This is a genomic window from Halpernia frigidisoli, from assembly GCF_900113805.1.
Lineage (GTDB): Bacteria > Bacteroidota > Bacteroidia > Flavobacteriales > Weeksellaceae > Halpernia > Halpernia frigidisoli.
Map to the genome: position 1 here is coordinate 306,430 of NZ_FOQT01000002.1, position 17,546 is coordinate 323,975.

General features: G+C 31.7%; 15 protein-coding genes. 4 read left to right on the forward strand and 11 right to left on the reverse strand.

All coding sequences use genetic code 11. The annotated features are described in order from the left end of the window. Positions 1 to 285: 285 nt before the first annotated feature. Positions 286 to 1,962 (reverse strand): PspC domain-containing protein, encoded by a 1,677-nt coding sequence (locus BM238_RS06535; protein WP_090079401.1) that lies wholly within the window; start codon positions 1,960 to 1,962, stop codon positions 286 to 288. Positions 1,963 to 1,966: 4 nt separating this feature from the next. Beyond that, positions 1,967 to 2,302, reverse strand: coding sequence for a PadR family transcriptional regulator (locus BM238_RS06540; protein WP_090079402.1), 336 nt, complete (start codon positions 2,300 to 2,302; stop codon positions 1,967 to 1,969). Between the two features lie 325 nt (positions 2,303 to 2,627). Between BM238_RS06540 and BM238_RS06545 the strand changes: the two genes are divergently transcribed. Further along, positions 2,628 to 5,537 (forward strand): TonB-dependent receptor plug domain-containing protein, encoded by a 2,910-nt coding sequence (locus tag BM238_RS06545; RefSeq protein ID WP_090079403.1) that lies wholly within the window; start codon positions 2,628 to 2,630, stop codon positions 5,535 to 5,537. A gap of 92 nt (positions 5,538 to 5,629) precedes the next feature. Here BM238_RS06545 and BM238_RS06550 read toward each other — a convergent pair whose 3' ends face one another. Together BM238_RS06550 and BM238_RS06555 are read right to left on the reverse strand one after the other, a co-directional pair. Then, positions 5,630 to 6,610 carry a PLP-dependent cysteine synthase family protein gene (locus BM238_RS06550; protein ID WP_090079404.1) on the reverse strand — a complete coding sequence of 327 codons (981 nt, stop codon included), beginning with the start codon at positions 6,608 to 6,610 and terminating at the stop codon, positions 5,630 to 5,632. A 310-nt stretch (positions 6,611 to 6,920) separates the two neighbouring features. Beyond that, positions 6,921 to 8,150 (reverse strand): ABC transporter permease, encoded by a 1,230-nt coding sequence (locus BM238_RS06555; RefSeq protein WP_090079405.1) that lies wholly within the window; start codon positions 8,148 to 8,150, stop codon positions 6,921 to 6,923. A 4-nt stretch (positions 8,151 to 8,154) separates the two neighbouring features. Between BM238_RS06555 and BM238_RS06560 the strand changes: the two genes are divergently transcribed. After that, positions 8,155 to 9,351 (forward strand): exo-beta-N-acetylmuramidase NamZ family protein, encoded by a 1,197-nt coding sequence (locus tag BM238_RS06560; RefSeq protein ID WP_090079765.1) that lies wholly within the window; start codon positions 8,155 to 8,157, stop codon positions 9,349 to 9,351. Positions 9,352 to 9,356: 5 nt separating this feature from the next. Here the strand turns inward: BM238_RS06560 and BM238_RS06565 are convergent, their stop codons facing one another. The 6 genes from BM238_RS06565 to BM238_RS06590 form a co-directional block, all read right to left on the reverse strand. Next, a complete protein-coding gene (locus BM238_RS06565; RefSeq protein ID WP_090079406.1) occupies positions 9,357 to 9,560 on the reverse strand; it encodes a hypothetical protein in 204 nt (67 codons plus the stop codon). Continuing rightward, a complete protein-coding gene (locus BM238_RS06570) occupies positions 9,561 to 10,166 on the reverse strand; it encodes a DUF3575 domain-containing protein (protein WP_090079407.1) in 606 nt (201 codons plus the stop codon). Continuing rightward, positions 10,167 to 11,342 (reverse strand): thioredoxin family protein, encoded by a 1,176-nt coding sequence (locus BM238_RS06575; protein ID WP_090079408.1) that lies wholly within the window; start codon positions 11,340 to 11,342, stop codon positions 10,167 to 10,169. 411 nt (positions 11,343 to 11,753) lie between these two features. Next, positions 11,754 to 13,451, reverse strand: a complete 1,698-nt coding sequence (locus BM238_RS06580) for an MORN repeat-containing protein (RefSeq protein ID WP_177205436.1) — start codon at positions 13,449 to 13,451, stop codon at positions 11,754 to 11,756. A gap of 50 nt (positions 13,452 to 13,501) precedes the next feature. After that, on the reverse strand, positions 13,502 to 14,935 hold the full coding sequence (locus BM238_RS06585) for a WG repeat-containing protein (protein WP_090079410.1): 1,434 nt from the start codon (positions 14,933 to 14,935) through the stop codon (positions 13,502 to 13,504). 23 nt (positions 14,936 to 14,958) lie between these two features. Next, complete coding sequence (locus tag BM238_RS06590; protein ID WP_090079411.1) at positions 14,959 to 15,294, reverse strand: 7(1) septoil knot domain-containing protein; 336 nt, start codon at positions 15,292 to 15,294, stop codon at positions 14,959 to 14,961. Positions 15,295 to 15,680: 386 nt separating this feature from the next. Here BM238_RS06590 and BM238_RS06595 point away from each other — a divergent pair, with 386 nt between their 5' ends. Continuing rightward, a complete protein-coding gene (locus BM238_RS06595; protein ID WP_143093360.1) occupies positions 15,681 to 15,896 on the forward strand; it encodes a hypothetical protein in 216 nt (71 codons plus the stop codon). 79 nt (positions 15,897 to 15,975) lie between these two features. Beyond that, positions 15,976 to 16,293 carry a hypothetical protein gene (locus tag BM238_RS06600; protein ID WP_090079413.1) on the forward strand — a complete coding sequence of 106 codons (318 nt, stop codon included), beginning with the start codon at positions 15,976 to 15,978 and terminating at the stop codon, positions 16,291 to 16,293. Between the two features lie 58 nt (positions 16,294 to 16,351). On the opposite strand, the gene BM238_RS06605 is transcribed toward BM238_RS06600, so the two are convergent. Beyond that, the gene (locus BM238_RS06605; protein ID WP_090079414.1) at positions 16,352 to 17,176 is read right to left on the reverse strand and encodes a hypothetical protein; all 825 of its coding nucleotides are present in this window, start codon (positions 17,174 to 17,176) and stop codon (positions 16,352 to 16,354) included. Positions 17,177 to 17,546 lie beyond the last annotated feature (370 nt).

The window sequence follows — 17,546 nt, forward strand, 5'->3', positions numbered from 1 at the left end:
GTATAACCAACTAGTGGTTATACTCCAAATATAAGTGACTGATTTTGGTTAAAATAAATTGGTGATGAAGTTCACTATCGTGAGAACGACATCTAAAACGAGCTGTACCATAGTTTTTGTTTTTATTAATTTGTGATAATTAACTTAACGAAGGTAATAATTTGTAATTAATTACCATCATAAAGTTTTGTTAATTTAAAGATCTGATAAATAATTTGAGAGTGAGCAAAGTGAGTGTATAATTTAGTTATAAAGACCACTCACTTTTACTCCACCACTCTCAATTTATTTTGTTTTAATTATAATTTTATTATTTTTATCGTCAGAATTTACGTCGATATTAACTCCATTTATATTTTTTGGATTTAAAATCACTTTCTTAACGTAACTTTCAGCTTCATCTTTCCCAACTTTCTTGCCGTTAATAATAATAGAATCAGAATCATTCGAGGGAATATTGATCGATGTCCCGTTGATATTGATATTTGCTGAATTATCCGCATCATCAGAGTTATCATTATCATCCTCATCTTTATTCATATCATCATCAAAATTAATTCTGTCTCCTAATTTTATTACCTTAAAGTTTTTAGGAACGATAAGCTGGTAATTAGCGTTATAATGTCTCATTCTATCTCTGTAAGAATAAATAAAGTAATTTGGTAAAAGAATTTTATTATCTCTAATTTCTACCGGAACTTTCAATTGAATTGGTTGGTTATAACCTCTCGCCTCTCTTTTCACGATCAAATAAGGTTGATCTACATTTTGATGTTTTACTTCAATATATGGATAATCTTCCTGGTAGATCATTTTCCCGTCTGAGAAATAATCCCCGAAATATGATTTGTAATTAGCCGGAATTTCTACTTTTTTTACATCAACCAAAATACTGTCAGACGTTGTATTAATAGCGATGTTTTGTGTTTCATCATTATCACCGGAATATTTAGTAAACATTTTCGTCGCTGTGAAACCGCCTATTAAAAGCAAACCGAACCAAAGGAAAACCAAGGCGCCGATAACATAACCTGTATATCTTAGTTTAGAATTTGGCGCAAATAATTTTATTGAAATTAGCATAAAAATTATTGCCGGGATTAGTAAAGTCAAAACTAATATGGTTATCAGTAGAAAATTAGGCATATCATTTCCTAGAAAAAATGAAATTCCTTCCGGTACATTTACCGCGTCAGAACCGAAGCTTATTCCGAAGAAGGCAAAGGAACCCAAAAGACATGAAATACCCAAAATCCCGAAAAATATAGCGAAAAATATACGCACGATGCTTAATAAAACATGACCGACATTGTCAATATTGCCTTTTTGGGATTGGAATGCTTGTCCAAGTTTTTGGCTGGATTCATTCGCAAAATGAACGATTTTTCCGGATTCTTCTTTTAAATTATCAAAATTAATTGGTTTCCCTTTCATTTTTAAATAGTCTGAAGCCGTTTTTGCCTGAGGAAGAACGATCCATAGAATTACATAAAGTAAAATCCCAAAACCTTTCATTATCACAAAGAATATTAAAAGTAATCTTATCCAAACCGGATCAATTCCAAAATAATTAGCTAAACCAGCGCAAACACCGCCAATTTTTCCATTTTCAGGATCTCTGAACAATTGTTTTTGACCTGAAAAAGCAGAGGTTCTTTCTTCTTTTTTTGTTGATGATGTTTGTTCCGAATAATAGGCTTTTTCTTGTTCTTCTATTTGTTCAGGAGCACCAATCTGTGCAATAACTTTTTCTACATCGTCGTCGTTAATCACTTCTCTTTTACCTAAAGTTTCTTTGAAAATCTCGACCATGCGGATTTCAATGTCGTGCATCACCTCATCCGCTTCGTTAGCATCCAAAGTGTTTCTTAGAGCTGCTAAATAATCGCTGAGTTTTATATAAGCATGTTCTTCGATGGTGAAAGAAAAACCTGCAAGTCCTATTGAGAGTGTCTTATTCATGGTATTAAATATTAGTAGTTTGAGTGATTTTATTAACGGAAACTGTTAATTCCGTCCAGGTGATCTGAAGTTCAGCAAGAAACATTTTGCCTTTCTCCGTGATCATATAATACTTTCGTGGTGGTCCGCCGGTTGATTCTTCCCATCGATAAGAAAGAAATTCAGCGTTTTTCAGCCGCGTTAATAAAGGGTAAAGTGTCCCTTCCACTACATCCAGTTGTCCTTTTTTTAGTTCCTCAATTAAATCTGAAACATACATTTCGCGTTTATCAATGAGGCTTAAAATACAGAACTCCAGAATGCCTTTTCGCATTTGCGCTTTGGTGTTCTCTGTGTTCATAATTTGGTTATTATTATTAAATTTTAAAAATTAAATAGACTCTATCTTAATTGTACTATGCAAAGATATAAAATAAAAATAGTATTATGCAATACAAAGTAGTAAAATATTTTCACTAATGTATTTAAATGCCTGATAATCAAGCGTATTATTTTCACTTTCTAATTTCTTGGTAGCAAACAGGAAATAAAATGCAAACAAATAAAGAGTATATAATTATTATTTATTAATCATTTTAATATTTTTTAACAATATCTATTTAATTTTTAACAGTATTTTATAATAATTATTATACATTTGCTTAATAACATTAAATAATTATCATATGTGGAAAATTTATTTTCAGAGAGCTTTTCTTTTAGGTTCATTTACGTCAATCGGTGCATTCTCTTATGCTCAGCAGGTAAAAGATACCATAAAAACGAACGATGTTGAGGAGGTTAAAATCACCGTAGGATCAAGGAATAAATCCAGAATTATTACTGATTCTCCCGTCCCGATCGACGTTTTAAAAATGAGTGAACTTGCCGTTGCAGCTCCACAAACAGATTTAACACAAATTTTAAATTACGTTGCGCCATCTTTCACATCCAATACGACGACAGTTGCAGATGGGACAGATCACGTGGATCCAGCACAGTTACGTGGTTTGGGACCAGATCAAACTTTAATGTTAGTTAATGGCAAACGAAGACATAATTCTGCGCTCGTAAATGTTAATGGTTCGCCGGGAAGAGGTTCAGTGGGTACGGATTTAAATGCAATTCCGGCGTTTGCGGTGGAAAATATTGAAGTTTTGCGTGATGGTGCTGCTGCCCAATACGGTTCTGACGCAATCGCGGGTGTTATCAATCTGGTAATGAAGCGCGCAACCAATAAATTAAATTTATCCCTAACTGGTGGTTCAAATATTTCTGATGGTTCCAACGATCATCGGGGCGGATTTGATGGTTTTAAAACCCAGCTGGATGCCAATTATGGAACCCATCTTTATCAGGGTAAAGGTTTTATAAATGTGACAGGTAGCTTTAGTTTCCGGGACGACACAAGCCGCGCAACGGATTACAACGGAACAATTTATAATGCCTATAATTCCGTGGAACGTGTTGCTTTAGCAAATGGAAATAATATTACTTCCATGTTTTCAAACATCAACGCGCTGACAGGAACGGCGCAAAGTAATTTATTTAACATTATAAAAACCAGCGCTAATCAGGTTAATTATTTTTCTGCTTCACAGCAAAGTGCAATTCAAAATGCAGGAAATTTAACACAATTACAAGATGCTTTAAGGTTTGATACTTCAGCTAATGAATTATTTGCGAGAGGTCTTCAGCGTAAAGATTTTAATATGCGTGTTGGTCAGTCAAAATTGACAAGCACACAGTTTTTTGCCAATGCAGAATACCCAATTAATGATCAGCATAAAGTTTATTTATTTGGCGGCTATAGTAATAGAGATGGAAATTCGGCTGGATTCTACCGAAGACCGGAGCAGTCCAGATCTTTGACTTCAGTTTATCCGGATGGTTTTTTACCGGAAATAGGCTCAAGAGTAATTGATTACTCAATTGCGGGCGGTGTAAAAGGTAAAGTCGCAGGTTTTGATTATGATTTAAGCAATACTTTCGGCATCAATTCATTTGATTACACAGTGGAAAATACTGCAAACGTAACTTTAGGCACAAACACACCAACAGATTTTAACGCAGGTAAATTAAAATTCCAACAAAACACAACGAACTTAGATTTCGTGAAAAAGCTGGATCTTTTAGGTGGATTTAATATTGCATTTGGTGCAGAAGCCCGACTGGAACGGTACATCATAAAAGCAGGGAATGAAAATTCTTATGCAACTTATAATTCTGACGGTACAGTTTACGCCGGTCCAGCTACACCAAATATTTTGAGACCAACAGATTTCTTCGGGAATTTCAGACCTGGTGGCGCGCAGGTTTTTCCTGGTTTCAGACCGGCGAATCAGGTAAATAACGGTCGCGAATCTTATGCAGGTTATATTGATACTGAACTTGATATCACAAAATGGTTGCTAATAAGCGGTGCTTTGCGTTATGAAAATTACTCAGATTTTGGTTCTACATTTAATTATAAGTTCGCTTCCCGCATAAAATTAACAGACAATTTAAATCTTCGCGGTGCTATTTCCACAGGTTTTAGAGCACCTTCTTTAGCTCAGATCAATTACAGCTCAACGTCTACGCAATTTATTGGAGGTGTACCTTTCGAAGTGGGAACTTTCAGAAATGGTGGAACAGTAGCTAATATTCTAGGAATTCCACAACTAAAACAAGAAGAATCCAACAATTACAGTTTGGGTATCACTTATAAAATCCCTGAAACAAATTTAACATTTGCTGTTGATGGTTATTATATTAAAATTAACGATCGTGTTGTACTTACAGACGGATTTTCACCTTCAACGCCTCAACTAACAACTCTTTTTAATCAGGCAAATGCAAATACAGCAACATTTTTTAGTAATGCTGTAGACACGCAATCAAGAGGTTTAGACGTTGTCATCAGCAATAAATTTGCTTTTGATGAATTTACCTTAAACACAAGTCTTGCCGGAACGATGAGTAAAACGGAGAGAATTGGTGATATTAACGGCTCTCCAGCTTTAGTAGCTGGTGGACAGATCAATAAATATTATTCTGAAGCTACGAGGATTTACATGGAAGAAGCAATACCGCGGGTTAAAGCAAATTTAATTAACAGTTTAAAATACAAAAAATTTGATTTCTTTATACGCCAAAGTTATTTTGGGAAAGTAACTGATCCAAACACTGCCGATGTCAATGGAGACGGCTACATCGCAGCAACATCCATTAATGGTGTTTTTGTAGAAACTGAACATCCTGAATTTAAATCCAGAACAATCACAGATCTTTCAGTGACGTACTCTTTAAACAAAAAAATTAAATTTACTGTCGGTAGCAACAATATATTTGATCTTTATCCAGATAAAAATTTAAAAACCCAACTTGTTTTTAGACCGGATGCAAACGGAAAATACAAATACGTAAATACAAGTGGCGCAACTGTATTTCTGCAAGGACCTGGCGGACCGGTTTCTACCCTACCCGCAGATTATAAATCCGGCGCGGCTGTAGTTGATCTTTCTAATAACAACCAGTTTGAATATTCCCGAAATGTTTCTCAGTTTGGACAAAATGGTCGCTATGTATTTGTTAGAGTAAATTATAGTTTCTAAATTTTTCACTTTAAAAATCCCCATTAAGTTATTTCTTAATGGGGATTTTATTTTTTAAAATAATCTGTAGATTTTAATTTACAGCTTGATCATTACAACCAGCCTTGCGCTTCCATCCATTCATCGTTATAGATTTTTGCCACATAACGCGAACCATGATCATGCAAAAGAACCACAATAATATCATCTTTGGTAAACTGATCTTTCATCTGAACCAACGCAGACATTGCACTTCCCGCAGAATAACCGCAAAAAATTCCCTCTTCTTTGGCTAATTTCCTTGCATAAATAGCGCCGTCTTTATCCGTGACTTTTTCAAAGTGATCGATCAACGACATATCAAAATTTTCCGGAATAATATCTTCGCCGATTCCTTCAGTTATATAAGTGTAGGCTTTTGACAAATCTAAAATGCCCGTTTCGTGGTATTCTTTTAAGATTGAACCGTAAGTATCAACACCTATAATATTGATGTTTTCATTTTTTTCTTTAAAAAACTTTGCACAACCTGTTATTGTTCCGCCCGTTCCTGCGCCTACCACAAAATGCGTTAATTTTCCTTCTGTTTGTTCCCAAATTTCCGGTGCGGTAGATTCATAATGCGCCGTTCTGTTTGATAAATTATCATATTGATTTACATACCAACCATCTTCGGTTTCTGACGCCAATCGCTTGGAAACACTGTAATAACTTCTTGGATCTGTTGGTTTTACATCCGTTGGACAAACGATCACCTGTGCGCCCATCGCGCGCAAAATATCACATTTTTCTTTAGATTGTTTCGCATTAGTTACAAAAATACATTTGTAACCTTTAATGATCGCCGCCAAAGCCAAACCCATTCCAGTGTTGCCGGAAGTCCCTTCAATAATGGTTCCGCCAGGTTTTAGACGTCCGTCTTTTTCAGCATCTTCCACCATTTTCAGCGCCATTCTGTCTTTTACTGAATTTCCAGGATTAAAAGTCTCAACTTTAGCCAAAACCAAAGCCGGAAAATCATCTCCCAAAACTTTATTTATTTTTACCAAAGGCGTATTACCAATGGTTTCTAATATATTTTCTGCGTATTTCATCTTAAACTACTAATTTATTTTATTTGAAAAATATTATCGCTTCAGGAATTTAACTACCAATTTTAAACAGTTGTAAAGCGATTTAATTTTTAATTTTTTAAGGAGCAAGAAAAGTGTATTTTTTTTTAAAATTGGTCCCGCTTTCCATTTCAATCTTTTTTTTATAAAATTATTTCTTTAACAGAAAAGAATCACAAAAAAAAGGATTTACATTTCAATCGGGGCTAAAAAAGTAGACTTTGCTTTTTCCAACTGCAAAAATAAGAAATTTGTTTTTGATGGCTAAGTGACTTATTTCACAAAATAAACCCTAACTGTATTTAATCGCTTTTACTGGAGAAATTTTACTTATCAAAAAGCTTGGCAAAATCAGTGAAATAGCAGAAACCAAAAGAATTCCCGCAGAGATCATAAAAATATAAAGTGGATTTAGATCAACCGGAACAACGCTCACATAATAATTTTCGGGATTTAAAGTAATTAAACCAAAATATTTTTGAAGCAAAAGCAAACCAATTCCCAAAACATTTCCAATAATGATTCCTGGAATCATAATAAGTAAAGTGTAATTAATGAAAATTGACCGAATTTGTCCATTGCTTGTTCCCAATGTTTTTAAAATCCCAATAGAATTTGTGCGTTCGATGATCAAGATCAAAAGAACCATAATGATATTAATGACGACAACAATCAGCATTATAGCAATTATTATGGCGATGTTAACATCAAAAATATTGATCCATTCTACAATTTCAGGATATTTATCTGTGGCTTTTTCAGCATAATTTTTTAGACCGATCAGTTTTTCAACTTTTGGAAATGCGTCATCAATATTGTCGATATTATTTAAAAAAACATCCATTCCACCGATTTCATCTTGCGACATTTCCTGTATTTTCCGAACCTGATTAATATCGCCGATAATAAAAAGGTCATCGATCATTTTGATGTCCGTTTTGTAAATCCCGACAACTTCAAACTTTCGATAAATAGGATTTTTATTTTCTTTTGAAAAAATTGCAACGATGCTGTCTTTAACTTTCAAATTAAGATCAGTCGCAATCTTTTGAGAAACAGCGATCTCATTGCTGTAGCCTTCTTCGGAAATTTTTGGCGAAACGCCCGCTACCAGGAATTTTTTAAAACGTAAGGCATCAAAATCTTTACCAACACCTTTGTAAATAATACCTGCAAAATTATCTTTATTCCTTAAAATTCCGCTTACTGTCGCATATTTTTGAATGCTTTCCACTTCTGGCAAACTCTTTATCTTTTCCGGATAAAAACTTGTATTATCTAAAACTGTGGAGTTATAAGAAGAATTGGATCGTGTGGATTTGATGGAAATATGACCGCTAAAATCTGACAATTTTTCTTTAATTGCTTTTTTTGAACCCAAACCAGTAGAAACGGTGATCAAGGAAACAATGATTCCTAAAGCCACAGAAAGCCGACCAATAAAGACAATCACACGGGAGAGATTATTTTTATTATCTTTGGAAAACGCTATTTTTTTCGAAAAATATAATGGAAATTTCAATAAGATGAATTTAAAACTCAAAATTAAAGCTTTACTTCTGATTTGCCTAATTTATTTTAGCTTCACTTCATTTTTTAACGCGCAAAATTCCGATCAAAAAAATTTTAAAACTGGCGCAGACCAACCCGAACTTTATTTACCGCTTTTAAAAAACAAGACAATTGCTGTTTTAACCAACCAAACCGGATTGCTGAAAGACAAAACAAACCTGGTGGATTTTCTGGTCAAAAATAAAATTAAAATTAAAACTATTTTCGCTCCAGAGCATGGTTTTCGCGGTGATGCAGATGCTGGCGAACATGTGAAAAATGGAAAAGATCTAAAAACAGGAATTCCAATTATTTCACTTTACGGGGACAATAAAAAACCTAAACCAGACCAATTAAAAGGTGTTGACATTGTTGTTTTCGATATACAGGATGTCGGCGTGCGATTTTACACTTATATATCAACTTTAAGTTATTTAATGGAAGCCGCCGCAGAAAACAAAGTAGAAGTTATGGTTTTAGACCGACCAAATCCAAATGATGGTTTTGTTGACGGACCCGTATTAAAGAAGGAATTTTCAAGTTTCGTGGGTTTACACGAAGTTCCGGTGGTTTATGGTTTAACCATCGGCGAATACGGAAAAATGGTTAACGGTGAAAAATGGTTGAAAAATGGAATTCAGGCGAATTATACTTTGATCAAACTTAATAATTATCATAAAAAGCAGCGGTATGAAATTTCAGAAAAACCTTCCCCAAATTTACCAAATGCAACTTCCATAAATCTATATCCATCGCTCTGCTTTTTTGAGGGTACTCAGGTTTCTGTTGGAAGAGGAACAGATCTGCCCTTTCAAATATTTGGAAGTCCGTGGACGAAAGATTTTTCATACCAATTTACACCAAAACCGACTTCTGGCGCAAAAGATCCTTTTCTGAACGGTCAACTTTGTTTTGGAGAAAATCTTTCAGATAAAAATTTAAATCTTCGGGAAATCAATTTAAAATGGCTGATAAAATCTTATGAAGATTACAAAAATCCTGACCAGGATTTCTTTCTTAAAAATTTGTTTTTTGATAAGCTTGCCGGAAGCGATGTTTTAAGAAAACAAATTTTAGCAAAAATGCCCGAAAAAGAAATTAAAAAATCGTGGCAAAAAGATTTGGAAGAATTTAAAAAAATCAGAAAAAAGTATGTGATTTACGAGGATTAAAAAATTTAATCAAACTCGTCAAAAGTATCATTTTTTTTAGTTCTGTGCATATACCACATGGCGACGGTGAGACCAACAACGCCTGCGCCACCGGTCATTAAAGCTCTTGATAATTTATCTTCATAAGTACTTCCGATATAATTCATCAGGAACAATATGATGAATGTAATAAGAGCAATTAATAAATATCTTTTACTTTTTATATCCATTTATCTAAGTTTATAAGAAATCATCACTCCGCCTCTATAAGGTAAAATTTCACCGCTTTTATTAAAATTTTTCGCTACATCATATCTTTCGCCAGTCGTTCTGTCATAGCCTTTATATAAATCCTGAGAAGTGCCGACAGTAGCATAAACATCCATATTCCAGCGTTCAGATAAATTAAACTGATATCCTACGGTAGCGCCGATTATGAAAGAAATACCTTTTTGGTAAAGATTTGATCTTACGAATTCTTTGTTATTTGAATTGGTGTAAATACCATCGCCCCAATAATTCCATTTTTGCAGCACAAATGCTGCGGTGGAAATATTTGCACCTAAATACCAGTGTTTAAAAGCTTCATCAAAATAATACCGTCCTTCCAGCGAAGCAGAATAATACTGAAATTCATGTACTGCGAATGATTTCCAGGGAGAAATAAAAATATCACCCTGAATTGTATATCTGGCCGACAATTGTTGTTCTAAACCGACATTAATAACTCCGATTGGCAAAAGTAATGCATTTGCTTTTACGTAAAGTGAATTTACTTTTTGTGCAGAAAGACAAAAACTTAAAGCAAGTAGAAATAGGGAAATAGATTTTTTCACTTATTTGTTTAATTCTGTTAATAAAGCAGTTGCCAAACTCGCATCTTTACCACTTTGGGCTGAAATATCTGCTGACATTTTAGCAAAAGACCTGGCTTTTTCAGTATCACCGGTTTTCTGATAAAGCTTGGCTAAAATATAAGTATTTTCAGGATTTTCTCCTTTCATTACAGATTTCTCAGACCACATTTTAGCTTCATTAAGTGAATTTACATTTGTGATGTTTTGGCTAAAAATCCACGCAGCCTTGTCGAGTTCTTTAGCATCAAAAGAATCTGCATCCTTATAATATTCCAGCGCTGCTTTCTCATAACCTTCAAAATTTCCAGTTTGTGGATAAAGCGCCACTTTTGTACGGTTCAGTGCTTTTTCAGCATCTGCTCTCCCAACAATCGGAACAGCGTTTTTAAAGAAATACTCGTCATTTATACCACCATCGCTTTCGTTTACGGAAGCTTCTAAAACTTCGGATAGTTTAATTTGCTGATCAAACTGATTGTAAGTTTCCAAAGGAACCGACTTTGTAATTTCCTCTTTATTTTTTACAAACTCCTTGTATAAAGGATCTTTGGTTGATTTTACAAAATATAGAATGTAAGAAATCTCTTCTTTTGAAAGTTCCTTAGTATTTTTTACTTCAAAATAGCGCTCTGCAGCACTTTTAGCAAAATTATAATCTGAATTGGCGTTATTTTTAATGATCGTCTCTAAAAATTGTGGATTTTTTTCACCTTTAGCAAATAAAGCTTTTGGGGATTCTTTTGCATTTAAAGGATTTCCTGCTTCTTTACCTAAAGCTAAAAAATCTTCTTCTCCCATGTAGCCTAAAGCCTTTTGAATAATTTCTCCATCTCCGTTGATGAACAATAAACTTGGGTAAGAGCGGATCATATATTTTTGCGCGATTCCGGGTCCTTCCCCTTTTTCCATATCAATATGGGTATTTATGAAGGTTTTATTAAAAAAATCGCGCACTGCGGGTTTTGGAAAAACATTTTTCTCCAGCAACTTACACGGTCCACACCATGAAGCATACGCATCAAGAAAGATGAGTTTTTTTTCAGCTTTTGCCTGAGCCATTAGTTCTGCAAATGGTTTTTGGGAAAAATTAATTGATTCCTGTGAAAAAACCTGCAATGAAATCAGTAGAAAAAGGATATATTTTATTTTATTCATTTAAATAATGTAAGCCGCGAAGTTAAAAATTAATTTGCCTATCCACACTTCGTTTGATTATAAAGTTTGTTAAAGAACTTTTTTTAAACTCAATATTTAAAACAAATTTTTAAGTGCTACAGCTAAATACGATTTATACCTATTGTAAGTTTTTTGATAAATCTTTAAAACAAAAAATCCCCACATATAAAATGCGGGGATTTAAATTTAAACTAAATTTTGTGGTTCCTCCAGGGTTCGAACCAGGGACACATGGATTTTCAGTGTATGTAATATTTTATATATATTATTGATTATCAATATTTTAATAAGGTGAAAAATTTATTTACTATGTTAGTTTTAGATGTTTTATGATAGTTTTGGATTTAAATCGTGCGTTAATTCGTGCATTGAAATTATATGAATGGATATCTAATTATTTGAAGAAAAAGTTAAATATAAATCACCATTCCGTAAAGTGCCATCTGACATAATTTCCCATTCAGTATTAGTTCTCTGAGGAGTGGTTATTGTCATTTTAATTTTATTTCCATCAAAAATAAATGTTCCACCACTTTTCCATTTAGATGAGTCTTGTATATCAGATGGATCAGATCCTAAAAAAGTTACAACAGTATGTTTTTGATTAAACATTATATACATTGATGAGTAATTAGATATAGATGGATTCACTTTATAAATGCCAAATTTGAAATTATTATTTTGTTTTGGACTATCATTAGAAGTATTTAATTTAATACTCGCCTGTTTATCCGCTACTCCATTTTTGAAAACTAATTTTGTCATTGTTCCATTGTGGTAATAATTTACTAAGCCATCTATAACATCGTTATTAAAATTGCATTCCATTCTTTCTGTATCATCATCTGATTTTGGATAAAGAACAAAAGCACCCTCCTTAACTCCCTTCACATAGTTTCCGACACTCTTAATACCATCAATAATTAATGTTCCATTACCATTTTTTTCATTATTGGTGAATTTCCCATCATATATTGAACCATCTTTATAGTAAATCTTACCATCTCCATCATCATTATTAATGAAGTTCGCATCAATTTTTTTTATATTTCCCCCGTCAGTTTTTGTGAGAATTCCTTTACCATAGAAATGACCTGTTGAATCAAAAGATCCGTCATAGATTAAATTTTTTCCTGTATATAATCCTTTTTTCATACGCCCCTTCTCGAATAACCCTTCAAAAGTATCTTTATCTGAATATGTCATGATACCATAACCATCAGGCTCAAAATCAGTATTAAATTCACCTGAGTAAATATTCCCATTTTTAAATGTAAAAATACCTTTTCCATTAACTTTCTGATTAGAAAACTGTGCTTTTAAAGTCCCTATATCTGATGTTAGTGTACCATTTCCGTTAAATGAATTATCTTTCCATTCTCCATTATATTCCCAACCACCAAAATATTTACCTATACCTACACCATTAATACTTCCTTTTAAAAAATCTCCAACATATATCAGATCTTTACTCGTATATTTCCCTTTTCCTTCCGAAAATCCAAGTTTAAATTCTCCTTCGTAAATATCTCCATTGAGGTACATTAATTTCCCATGTCCATTTGGTTGTAATCCTCCATAAGAGAATTCACCCTCATATTTGCTCCCTCCGTTTAATTTTAAATTCCCGAATCCTTTTTTACCGCCACTCTCCCAAGTAATTGAATATGAAGAAAATACTTCATTTAAACCTTTTTTATTTTCATCCGTATTAAAGAAATCCCCCGTTTCTAAACCAACCAAGAATCCATTTTGATATGTATAAGTTGATTTAGTAACTAAATCTGAATTAAAAAAAATTGATCTGTTTGATCGTCCTTCCATTATTCCATCTTTAAAAGTGGTTTGTATAACATTCAACTTAGATTTATTATCTGTATACATTTTGATAATACCATCCCCTTCAACCAAACCTTTCTTACACTTTCCATCCCATTCTGAGTAAAGTGCAGGATCTGTAGAAGTTGTAAAAAATTTACATTCTTTATTGCCTTTCATGGCAATTCTTTCGGTTAATTTATTTTCTTGTGCGAAAATCGGTTTGGCAATTAGTAATGTAATAAGTGAAAACCCTATAAGACACTTCATAGTTAAATTTTTTTTTAAAATATTATACATTTTTATTTTGACCAATTTTTTTAAAAATTAAGTTCAAAACTTTTAATAACTTTATGATTTGAATCCTTCTGTAAAAGAGATCCTGAATCAGGATCAAAATAATTATACTCAAATGGTGCTATAACATTTCCTTTATCATCTATTGCACCCAAATTATCTCCAAGTTTAGCAATAAATAAGTCTTTCTTCTGTGTTTTTTGAATATCATCGTATTTTATTGGTATTACAATATCTCCATGTCTGTTAACTAAGCCACATTTATTATTTTTTATAACCTTTATATAATCATTGTTTAAAATTTGTAAAAGATCATATATTGGTAATACGAGAATCTTTCCTGTTTTATCAATTAATCCTCTTCTATTTTTAATAATAATTTCTGCTAACCCATCTTCAAAACTACTACAATTATCAAAAGATGTAATAGGTATTATTTCTGTACCATACATATTTATATATCCACATTTTCCGTTTCTACTCACACTCGCTATATCTTCACTAAAGTCTTGACAATATTGATAAATCTTCGGAACAATTACATCACCGTTTATATCAAAATAACCACATTTATCTCCAACTTGGACCCTTAATAGACCTGAATTAAAGTGCCCAACAGAATTAAAAATATCTTTCTTAAAATCTTCACCTTTTAGATTAATTATCTTGTACCCATTATTTTCTTGTGTCGTAAACAAACCACCACCAATTCCCACAAGCGTACTATTATATTTAACAGGAAAAATTGTTTTGCCTTCATTATCTAAAATTCCATTTAACTTGCCATTTCTAACATAAACATAAGGAGCATAATAAGAATAAATTTCATCATATATGGGTTTAGAAAGTTCTTTTCCATTAATGTCAAATAACATTTCTTTTTTATTTACTTTAAGTACTATATTATCACCTTGAACTTGTAAAAAGCCTCCTTCACCTTCATTAAAGTTTGTTTTATATTTCTTTTTTAAATCACTGATTAATTTTGGACTAATATTACTCGAAATTACTGTTTTACCTATCTGTGACAAAATGAATTTTTTTTCTTCTTCGTTCCATTTTAAACTCAATTTTTTCCTCATAAAAAAAATATCTTTTCCGAAGGATTCGTAGTACATATCATTGGGAAAAGTTATTAAATTACTTAAATCATACAAATCTCCATTTCGGGTGTCCAACATTTCAATAATAAATTTTTCGGAACTAATTTTCTTTTTAACAATTTCGTAATTATAATAAAAGTTTGGCACACCTGTGAAAAATGGAACTTTGTTAATCTCCTCATATTTGATTATATCACCACTTAAATCGTTATTGGTTAAAGCCTTATCATTAGGTTTTTTTATTCTTTTAAAATCTATGGATAATGCCATTTTTGGATTAACGATAGTTGATAAATTATCCTGACCAAATGAAAAAAAGGGAATAATAACAAAAAGTATATTTTTAATTTTCATGTATTTATTTTTAAATTATAATATTAGTACATCAATGCTTTTTTAGAAGAATTTCTCCACCCCGCTTGATTTTCATAATCCACAAAATAGATTTTTAGATCGGCTTGATTTTCATATTTCTCAAAATATATTTTCTTTTTCGCTTGATTGGAGTTATCTGTAAAAAACCACTTACCATCATTTTTTCCTGCTTGGTTTTCATACTTTTCTTTGTAAACCAATAAATCCGCTTGGTTTTCATTTTGTACAACAAATACTTTCACATCAGCCGAATTTTCTGAATTAGTTGAATATATTTTCTGAGCGTTTGAAATACTAAAAGTTAATAGGAGTATTGCAGTTAAAAATAGTTTTCTCATGATATTTTTTAGTAATTTTAATTAATTTAAAAATTTCATATACCTAAAGGATATTTAAAATGTAATTTTATGAACGCTAATGTAATATTTAAATTTAATAAAACTATAAAATTTTATTGTAATAATTTGATATTTAATACATAATAGACCTTAAAAGATACTAATAATTAAAAAAAAATTTGAACTATTAAATTTTAGTTCTATTAATTCACAAGATTAACTCGAATTTTGATTTAGATTATAAGATGTGGGGTGACATTTCAGAGGAAGAGTTACAGAGATTTATTGAAACGGATTGTATGTAAAACAATAAAACATTTATGGAGATATTTTCGGATCAGTTCGGACGGTGTATTTGGTTGGAGGTAAGTACATCAAAAATTAGAATGGATTTACAGGATTTATCTCCGACATCAGAATATGAAAGATGTGCAACTGTTCATAATACTGAAGAAGTATGTAAGGCTTTAGATGTGGATATTGCTAAGGTGGAAGAAAGCCTTCACGATATGGTTAAGAATAAAAATAATGCCTTTGATATTTTTACCGATTTTTTAGATAAGCATAAAATTAAATTTGATTATTATTCGGGTCGGGGTTAAAAGCCTATCTCACTTATTCTAATTTAGTGTCTAACCCTTGGAAAACGAACTTCTAAAAAACACATAAAAACTAATTTATATGAAAACAATCTCTTTTACAGGAAAATGTCCCCAATGTGAATTATATGATGAAGAGTATTATATGAGAGAAAATGATAAGAATTTGGAATGTCCTAATTGCAATCTTATGATTTTGGTAGAAAATAATAAAGCATCAATATTAAGACATCGTGGAAAGGGACAACTTAACTTTAATTTTAATAAATTCAAAGGAAATATCCCATACCAAGAAGTGGATCGAATTAGTTATCCGAACGGAAATATTTTAATTGAAAAGCATTTAATAAAATACTTACTATTAACCGTTAATCAAAAAGAAAAAGATTACAATAAATAAAATAAATTTGGTTTTCATTCTTATATTTTTTAAGATTTAATCAAAATACGGTTAAAGTTTACGGCACATCAGCACGAATTTTTTCTGCGGTAACCAAATATTTATCTCTTTGTTTGTAAAGTTGTTCCCTGTACTTTAATTTCCAAGTAATGATTGAATCGGGATTACCATTTCCTAAACTTGCACTACAATTTTGGTGAACCTCTCTTGCCTCATAAGTATTAGTAGCATTTCCTAAATCCCTTCTATAATTTTCGGCAATTCGGATAATTTCATTTGTTTTTTCTATATCTTGGTCAAGTCTTTTTAATTCTTTTATAGTAGGATCTAATAATTGATCGATTTTTTCTTTTTTCGGCTTAATCGCATCCAAACCGTTTTTCAACTTTTGTATTATTAACTCATTCTCACTTAGATCGTCTTTAACTTTGAAAATTTGCAAAGAATTATAGCGGTTAATTTCCGATTCTATAGTCGTTATTGATCCAAAATATTCAATCTTAGCCTTACCAATTTGCTCAATTTCTAAATAGAAATTCTCGATATTATTCTGCAACATTTTTACTTCAGCACGCAAGGAAATTTGAGATTTAGACAAGTAATATTTGGGGTTGAAACGAGATTTTATTTGGCTTCGGGTATTAACTTGCATTTTTGTTTTAATGATTATACTTGATTCTAAATTTTTAATTTCATTATCAGCACTGTCAATTTTATTAGTTAGTAATGAAATGTTTCTTATTTCATTTTCTAAATTGAATGATTTTTTAAATTCTAAATGTGATTTAAGGATGCTATTATGCTTCAAAATGGAGTCAATTTTAAAATTAATATCATCTAAATATTTGTAGTTGGGGTTAAATATTCTAAAGTAATTTTTCATATCAAGATTTTTTCAGGGTCATATAAAATTAATCAATTTTACAAAATTTTATTAACTTATATATCAAATAAATTTCGGAATTATGAAAATTTTCGGAATTCAGTAGATAAAGCCATTTCGAATGTCAAAAAATCAGAATAAATAATCGTTGTAAACCATAATATACTAATTTAATAAATCTAATTCTTTAACGATTAGACTTAAAAGTTTAGTGAAATTTGACCAATAATCTCAAAAATAATTAAAAATATTTTTTTAGATTCTCAATTTTCGAAGGAAAAAATATAAAAATTTTTTTTACCATATTGACCCCCTTATACAAACCAATAAATTATACAGGCTCGGGAGAGAGAGGGGATTCCTCCACCCC

Bases quoted from the DNA above. Each gene is read 5' to 3' on its own strand.
- BM238_RS06600 (WP_090079413.1), top strand. From the start codon at position 15,976: ATGAAAACAATCTCTTTTACAGGAAAATGTCCCCAATGTGAATTATAT.
- BM238_RS06590 (WP_090079411.1), bottom strand. From the start codon at position 15,294: ATGAGAAAACTATTTTTAACTGCAATACTCCTATTAACTTTTAGTATT.
- BM238_RS06540 (WP_090079402.1), bottom strand. From the start codon at position 2,302: ATGAACACAGAGAACACCAAAGCGCAAATGCGAAAAGGCATTCTGGAG.
- BM238_RS06535 (WP_090079401.1), bottom strand. From the start codon at position 1,962: ATGAATAAGACACTCTCAATAGGACTTGCAGGTTTTTCTTTCACCATC.
- BM238_RS06605 (WP_090079414.1), bottom strand. From the start codon at position 17,176: ATGAAAAATTACTTTAGAATATTTAACCCCAACTACAAATATTTAGAT.
- BM238_RS06585 (WP_090079410.1), bottom strand. From the start codon at position 14,935: ATGAAAATTAAAAATATACTTTTTGTTATTATTCCCTTTTTTTCATTT.
- BM238_RS06545 (WP_090079403.1), top strand. From the start codon at position 2,628: ATGTGGAAAATTTATTTTCAGAGAGCTTTTCTTTTAGGTTCATTTACG.
- BM238_RS06560 (WP_090079765.1), top strand. From the start codon at position 8,155: ATGAATTTAAAACTCAAAATTAAAGCTTTACTTCTGATTTGCCTAATT.
- BM238_RS06575 (WP_090079408.1), bottom strand. From the start codon at position 11,342: ATGAATAAAATAAAATATATCCTTTTTCTACTGATTTCATTGCAGGTT.
- BM238_RS06580 (WP_177205436.1), bottom strand. From the start codon at position 13,451: ATGAAGTGTCTTATAGGGTTTTCACTTATTACATTACTAATTGCCAAA.
- BM238_RS06550 (WP_090079404.1), bottom strand. From the start codon at position 6,610: ATGAAATACGCAGAAAATATATTAGAAACCATTGGTAATACGCCTTTG.
- BM238_RS06565 (WP_090079406.1), bottom strand. From the start codon at position 9,560: ATGGATATAAAAAGTAAAAGATATTTATTAATTGCTCTTATTACATTC.
- BM238_RS06595 (WP_143093360.1), top strand. From the start codon at position 15,681: ATGGATTTACAGGATTTATCTCCGACATCAGAATATGAAAGATGTGCA.